3 protein-coding genes and 1 pseudogene are annotated in these 4,063 nt (G+C 35.4%); all 4 read right to left on the reverse strand.

Annotation, left to right across the window (positions count from 1 at the left end; genetic code table 11):
* Positions 1–13 precede the first annotated feature (13 nt).
* Positions 14–1,441, reverse strand: coding sequence for a reverse transcriptase family protein (locus tag AFK68_RS07375; RefSeq protein ID WP_094672194.1), 1,428 nt, complete (start codon positions 1,439–1,441; stop codon positions 14–16).
* A 1,374-nt stretch (positions 1,442–2,815) separates the two neighbouring features.
* Positions 2,816–3,232, reverse strand: a 417-nt coding sequence (locus tag AFK68_RS41205; RefSeq protein WP_246844048.1) for a ribonuclease III family protein, incomplete at its 5' end; no start/stop codon positions are given.
* Between the two features lies 1 nt (position 3,233).
* Positions 3,234–3,481 (reverse strand): annotated as a pseudogene (locus AFK68_RS41210) (ribonuclease III domain-containing protein); the annotation flags it as partial.
* Between the two features lie 29 nt (positions 3,482–3,510).
* The coding region (locus tag AFK68_RS07385; protein WP_094672196.1) for a ribonuclease III family protein at positions 3,511–4,063 on the reverse strand (553 nt) is incomplete at its 5' end.

A 4,063-nucleotide genomic window follows, 5' to 3' on the forward strand; every position in this document is an offset into this window, starting at 1 on the left:
CTCCCCCACTCCCCTACTCCCTTACTCCCCTACTGCTCCTACCATATTTTTGTTTAATTTCCTTCACCCGCGCCACTAACTCCCCACCTTTTTCCGGGTTTACCATCGCCACAAAATTAGCAAAACCCTCTATCGCAGCCATCACATCATCAGCATTACCCCACCTCTTCCCTTGGGGTCCATCCTTTTCTATCTGATACAAAGTTGCCCGAAATTTCTTCAACTCTTTCCGAGAAATAGTCGGAAACTCATTCACCACAACACCAGTAACTTCAAGTTGACTAGACTTGCGCCGAAGAATTCTCGTTTTTTCCTCATTGACAATAAACCCTTCATGGCTAACAATAGATTCAGTACGGTGGAAAATATTGCAAATTTGTCGGAGACTATCTCCCGAACCAGAAAAAGTCAAGTCATCAGCATAACGAGTATAGACAAAACCAAGTTCCCCTGCCATTTCACTCAGACGTTTATCCAAGCGACGACACATTATATTAGTAATTGCCGGACTAGCAGGAGAACCTTGAGGTAAGTGGCGTTCGCTCTGAGCTACATAATAAGTTTGTCCGTCTAACTCGACTTCTGCCACATCCGGTTCAGTACAAAGGAGGGCAAAAATAGTAGCAGCAGCTTCAGAATAACCCAATGAACAAAATAACCCTTTAACCCGCTTGTAAGAAATAGAAGGGAAAAAATTTTTCAGGTCAAAATTAATAATTACATCCGCAGCGACATGAGGTTCGGCATTAGTCAGAATAGAATGTCCGGCGCGAAAACCGTGAGCTGCTTCATGGAGTGGAATATTACAGAGAATATTGTCAAGTATCCAAATTTGAACATTTTTCAAACGTGGCATCGGAGCAGATATTTGCCTTTCTCCTCCTATTTTTTTAGGAATTTTGAAACGAATGTAGTGAGAAACTGTAGAAGTAGAGCGGGAAAATGCCAGAAACCGAAGTTCTCCCACAGTAATATCCATGGCAGTAGCTATATCTTGGGCAGTATTAAGAATGGGGAGGTCATAAGTTTCGAGACGGGAAATATTCCCATCAATATTATTAAGTCCTCCGGATACTCCTTCCCCAAGATAAATAATGTCATTTTCTTTTTGTTCTTGCCAGGCTTCGGCACGTTCTTGTCTTTCTCGCTCCCGACGTTCTTTATTTTCTTGTTGTTTACGACGAGACTCAGCTAATCTTTGTTTGTAAGCTTCTTGACGGAGTTTCTTTTGACTGGAAAGGCGAGCATTTTCTTGGCGGAGTTTTCGCAGTTGTTTTTCTAGTTCCCCACGACGCTCAATTTCATCAGGTGGGTCTTCAGGTATTTCCTCACCTTCAGGCCAAAAACCATAACGAACCATTTCTTCCAGGATAAATTCTTCGCGACCTATTTCACGAATACGAGCATATAATTCTTGACGGGAGCTTGGGCGATCGGTCATTTCAGTTATCAGTTATCAGTTATCAGCTTTTTCAGTTATTAATTAGGGCTTCCTGATTAAATATAAAAGGATTGACAGATAAAGATTTTAGCATTTTTAGGTCTTGAAAAAGTACCTCCTTTTCAGCTCTTGATGCACGGTTCCCGAAAAATCAAAAAGAAGCGTATTTCTGACGCATAGTTGGGCAAAAAAAATTATTCCTTTACTTCCTGAAAAAAACTTTTTCAGCAAACCCTAATTATTAGTACCTACTAGACCGACACAGCTAAAATGTTGCAATAGTAGAGGCGGGTTGTAAATTAATGAATAATTCTTATTAGGTTGAAAGTCTCTCGGCAAGAACAAGAAAAAAGTGCTAGGAGATTTTCGTACTTGATTTCTATCTGTCGGCTTTAACAAAAGGTAATTATTAATTATTAATTATCCATAGTAGAGGCTGCTTTTAGCTAGAATTTTAATGCTTACTCTAAGCAATATCAACTCGCCCTCATGCACATCTATTAGTTGTGTCAGTTTACTAAAGTAATAGGGAGACAATAAAATCGGAAATTTCCTTTTTTATATCTTTGAAAAGAGAGACTATTGACCTTATTTACTTGGTTATTTTCAGTCAAAATTTATTATAGCAATCTTAGAATAAGTTGTACTATTTTCTTGTAAAGGTTTTGTCCCCAAATTTCATTTTTGCTTGGGTTTGGAGACTAAACCCCTACGGTTTTTTTCNTTTTCGTGCAAATTTTATTATAGCAATCTTAGAATAAGTTGTACTATTTTCTTGTAAAGGTTTTGTCCCCAAATTTCATTTTTGCTTGGGTTTGGAGACTAAACCCCTACGGTTTTTTTCAAATCAAAATTTATTTACTATAAAGTCTCAGAGACTAGAAAAAAGCTATATGTCTAATTTTGACATTTTTACTAGCTTAATACACCCAATTAAATATTTTATTTACTGAAATTATCTTAACCTAGTCTGAACATAAACTAAAATTTATAAGTAGAAAAATTCAGAGATTAAAAAGAATTTATCTTGGAGGTTTATCAAATTTCCTCTTTCTTTATTCCTACTTCTGAAAAATTCAGATATTCATGGAAATGAATGATAATGCTTGTTCAATTTTACTCTTTCATTCTAGGTTGCTTAATTTCAAAGCCAAAAAATTGAGATACTTAAAATCATCAATGATGGTACTTGCTCAAATTAAATACTTCGTGATACCTTCTTCCCTATTGCCGAAAAATTAAGGTATAAAGCCTCTCAATTCATGGAAAAAAAAGAAACAAAATCCTTGTAGCCAATCCTTATATTACAGAAGAGGTAATTAATNAATTAATAATTATTAATTGTTAATTATTAATTATTAAACTCTTCCTTCCTCAAATTAATCCTACTTTTTTCAAAGCTTTTTCCGCTGCACTTTTTTCAGCTTCTTGTTTACGATTCCCTTTACCAACACCATATAATTTTCCCCTAACTCTAACTTCAGCAGTGAATATTTTAGCATGGTCTGGACCCTCTCCATCATTAGATTCATATTTAGGATTTTCTCTAAATTTTGCTAATGCCCACTGTTGAAATTTACCCTTAGTATCTACTAAATCATTTTGTGGTGAATTATCCTCAGAATCAGGAAAAATTATATCATCTGCCACTGGTCTAAATAGTTTTTTGACAAAGGCACGAACTGGGGTAATTCCTGAGTCGAGAAAATAGGCTCCAATTATTGCTTCTAAAGTATCACTAAGTAAAGCTGGATTTTCCCTACCACCATCTTTTTCTGCACCTTTACCTAANTTTGCTAATTGTTTTTCATCTACTAAAAGTGAACGGAGGCGAGTAAGTTCTTTAGGTTTGAAATCGTGTTCTTCTTTATATCTTCTATATAGTAATTCTCCTACTAAGAAACCTAGTACGGCATCGCCGAGAAATTCTAGACTTTCGTTGTCTTCTTCATCCCCATAATTTTCGTTTAAATAAGAACGGTGGGTTAAAGCTTGTTTTAAAAGTTCTTGATTTTTGAAGTCGGGTATTTTATCTATCATTTGTCAATTTTCAGTTTATTGATATTTATCTATATTAATCCTTCTTGTTTTAATTTAGCTAGTGCATTTTCAGCAGCACGTTTTTCCGCATCTTTTTTACTACCACCTTCACCTTGACCATACTTTATATCAGCCACAAATACTTCAGACAAAAAAATAGGTTTATCGTCTGAACCACCACATTTATTAGATTCATATTTAGGAATTTTTTCAATTTTTTCAATTTTTTCTAATGCCCATTGTTGAAATTTAGCTTTAGTATCTACTAAATCATTGTCTAAAGACATTAGATCGTCTGCAACAGGTTCAAAAATTTTCTTCACAAAAGAGCGGACTTTCATCAAAGTTGAGTCAAGAAAATAGGCTCCAATTATTGCTTCTAAAGTATCACTAAGTAAAGCTGGATTTTCCCTACCACCATCTTTTTCTGCACCTTTACCTAATTCTGCACCTTTACCTAAGCGCATTTTTTCGCCAATTCCTAATTGAACTGCGAATTTTGCTAATTGTTTTTCATCTACTAAAAGTGAACGGAGGCGAGTAAGTTCTTTAGGTTTGAAATCGTGTTCTTCTTTATATCTT

Origin of the sequence: Hydrocoleum sp. CS-953, from assembly GCF_002260545.1 — a bacterium.
Lineage (GTDB): Bacteria > Cyanobacteriota > Cyanobacteriia > Cyanobacteriales > Microcoleaceae > Trichodesmium.

Coding starts and splice junctions, on each gene's coding strand:
- AFK68_RS07375 (WP_094672194.1), bottom strand. CDS start 1,441: ATGACCGATCGCCCAAGCTCCCGTCAAGAATTATATGCTCGTATTCGT.